The sequence below is a fragment of the Mesorhizobium sp. WSM4887 genome (assembly GCF_029625865.1).
GTDB lineage: Bacteria > Pseudomonadota > Alphaproteobacteria > Rhizobiales > Rhizobiaceae > Mesorhizobium.
This window is the reverse complement of record NZ_JARTVP010000001.1, coordinates 1612381-1615420: the sequence shown is the minus strand read 5'-3', so window position 1 is coordinate 1615420 and position 3040 is coordinate 1612381. Positions and strand designations below refer to the sequence as shown.

Annotated in this window: 2 protein-coding genes; both read right to left on the bottom strand. The window is 66.4% G+C overall.

Annotated elements, in window-relative coordinates:
- The coding region (fliF, locus tag P9230_RS07720) for a flagellar basal-body MS-ring/collar protein FliF (RefSeq protein ID WP_278118188.1) at positions 1-1624 on the bottom strand (1624 nt) is incomplete at its 3' end.
- 187 nt (positions 1625-1811) lie between these two features.
- Positions 1812-2696: a flagellin gene (locus tag P9230_RS07715; RefSeq protein ID WP_067002412.1), complete on the bottom strand. Its 885-nt coding sequence runs from the start codon at positions 2694-2696 to the stop codon at positions 1812-1814.
- Between the last annotated feature and the right edge of the window lie 344 nt (positions 2697-3040).

The following is a 3040-nucleotide window of genomic DNA, read 5'->3' as shown; positions in this document are numbered from 1 at the left end:
TCGCTCCCGGCTGGGGGGCTCGTATATTTTTAAACCCCACCGGGCCTCCCCGTCCCGGCGGCGCCGGCCTTATCTTCGGGCGCTGGGCGCCGCGCGGCGGGGCCCCCGCCCGGCCCCCCGGCAGCGCGCCGACGGCCGTGTCGGCCGCGATTGCGGCCACCGGCGCGTCGGGCGTCGGCAGCGAGCGCTGGACATCGTCGAAGCTCGGGCCGGCGAGGGCCGCGGGCTTGGCCGACGCCGTCAGCGCGGCCGCCATCGGCCGCAGGCCGAAGAAGGCGACCAGGAACACGACGACGATAAAGGCGCCGGCATTGATCAGCGTGCCGGTGTATGTGCCGATCGAGGCGAGGATGCCCGGCTGGTCGATCGGCTCACCGTCCAGCCCGTCGATGAACTCGACCGCCGAGACATCGATGACGTCGCCGCGCTTCTCCTCAAAGCCAGTGGCGGAGGCCACCATCTTCTGGATATCGGCGACGCGCTTGGCAATCTGCTCGGGGGTGGCGTCCTTGCCGAGGATGGTCTTCAGCCGATCCTGGTTGACGACGACGGCGATCGACATCTTGGTCACCGAGTAGCCATTGGAAACGGTGGCGATCTTCTTGGAGTTGATCTCGTAGTTGGTGATCTCCTCCTTGCGGTCATTCTGCGAGGAGGACTGCGGCCCTTCAGTCGTGGTCGTCTGCGTCTCGGGCAGGTTCTGCTCGACGCTGGTCGGGTTCGAGGCCTGCTTCTGGTTGCTGGCCTCGTTGGTGCGCACCGACTGCACCGAACGCTCGACGCGGGATTCGGGATCGAAGATCGTTTCTTCGGTCTGACGGGTGTCGGTATTGACGTCGGCCTTGACGCTGGCGCGAAAATTGTCGGGGCCGAGATAGGGCGTCAGCGCGCGGCGGATGTTGTCACCGATCTGCGCCTCGACCGTCTGCTCGACGCCGAGCGTGCGGGCAGCACTTGTGTTGGAAGTGTCGTCGCCGGCGGCGAGCAGATTGCCGTTGGAATCGAGCACGGTCACCTTGTCGGCCGACAGGCCGGGAACCGCTGCGGCGACGAGGTGGCGGATCGACTGGGCGCTCTTTTCGGCATCGACGCCGGCATAACGAATGACCACCGAGGCCGAGGGCTGCTGCTCGTCGCGGCGGAAATTGGCGCGCTCGGACATGACGATGTGTACGCGCGCCGCCTTGACGCCGGCGATCGACTGGATGGTGCGCGCGATCTCGCCTTCCAGCGCACGCACGCGGGTGATCTGCTGCATGAACGAGGTGAGGCCGAGCGAGCCGACATTGTCGAACAGCTCGTAGCCGGCGTTGGCGCTGGTCGGCAGGCCCTTTTCGGCCAGCAGCATGCGCGCCTGCGCGGTGGTGCCGGCCGGCACCAGCACCGATGTTCCGTCGGCGCCGACATCGAAGCCGATGCCGGCCTCGCCCAGCACCAGGCCGATCTGGTTCACGTCGCTGCGGTCGAGCCCGACATAGAGCGTCTCGTAGGCCGGGCGGTTGAGATAGACCGAGCCGACGCCGATGACGGCCATGACCAGCGCGGCGATGCCGCCCATGAGAGCGAGACGCCTGACGCCGAAGCCGCGGAGGTTCGCGATGAGGCTCTGGATCTGTTCCGGCACGATTCAACCGCTCCCAGCATGACTTTCCGCCGGAAGACTAGACCGCGAAGCTTGTGCGAGGATGATAGTGCGTGCGGCCAGGGGCTATGCGAGGCCCGAACGGCCCGGAGGCAGCAGTCCGACGCGCAAGAAAAAGGCCGCGCTCAGGACGCGGCCTTGCGATGGAGGGGTTGCCTCAGCGGAAATATCAGCTCTTGAACAAGGCCAGGATCGACTGCGAGTTGCCGTTGGCGATCGACAGCGCCTGGATGCCGAGCTGCTGTTGCACCTGGAGCGCCTGCAGGCGGGTCGATTCCTTGTTCATGTCGGCATCGACGAGGGCACCGACGCCCTTGTCGATCGAATCGGACAGGTTCGACAGGAAGCTCTGCTGGGTGTCGATGCGCGACTTGGCGGCGCCAAGGTAGGCAGCGCCGGTGGAGAGCTTGGCAAGCGCGGTTTCAACGCTGTCGAGCGCGGTGTCGACGGCGGTGTCGGAAACGGCCGCGGCACTCGGATCGAAGAAGGTCGTCGCAAGCAGCCCGCCGACGATGCCGCCCGTGCCGGCGGTGTCAAGAACCTGCGTGTCGGTCGCTGCCACGTCGATGGTGTCGATGGAGACGGTCGTGCCGGTGCGGTTGTACGAAGCCACGACATGCAGGTCCGAGGCGGCCGTTCCGTCATTCTGCAGCAGGTTCGAACCGGCATAGCTGGCATTGGTGACCGACGACCTGATCTGGTCCTGGATGGCCTTGATTTCGGTCGCGATCTTCTGCTGGTTGTCCTGACTGGCGCCGCGCGCGGTGACCAGCTTGGCCTTGATCGCGTCGACCTGGTCCTTGATGTCGGTGATGGCGGTGTAAGCTGTGTCGACCTTGCCGGCGCCGAGGCCGAGCGCGTCCTGGACGGCCGAGAGCGCCTTGTTGTCGGACCGCATCGAGGTGGCGATCGACCAGTAGGCGGCGTTGTCGGAAGCGGTGGCGACACGGTAGCCGGTCGAGATGCGGCCCTGCGTCGTCTCAAGCGCCTTGTTGGTGGCGTTGAGGCTCTGCAGCGCGGTGAGCGCGGCGGCGTTGGTCATGATGCTTGCCAAGATACACCCCTTCTCAAAGCAGGCATGCCTCGCGCATGCCGGTCAACTCTCTGGCGGGGGCGGTCATGCCTGTCGACCGTCGGTCGGCCCGTCATAGCGATTGGTTAACCATAGCTAGCGCGTCACAGTTAACGGCGCGTTAAAAGCCAGCCTTGAAACCGCGGTGCGGTAATATTTCCCGAGGGAAGAGGCGCGCCTCGGAGGGGCAGCAGCATCAAAAATGAAAATCGGGGCGCGCGGGGGGGGGGGGCCCCCCCAGGGGGGGGGGGGGTGGCGGGGGGGCAGCCCCCGGAGAGCGGCAGGGTCTGGGGGGAATTTGAGTTGGGGGTTGCCAACCCCGGGGT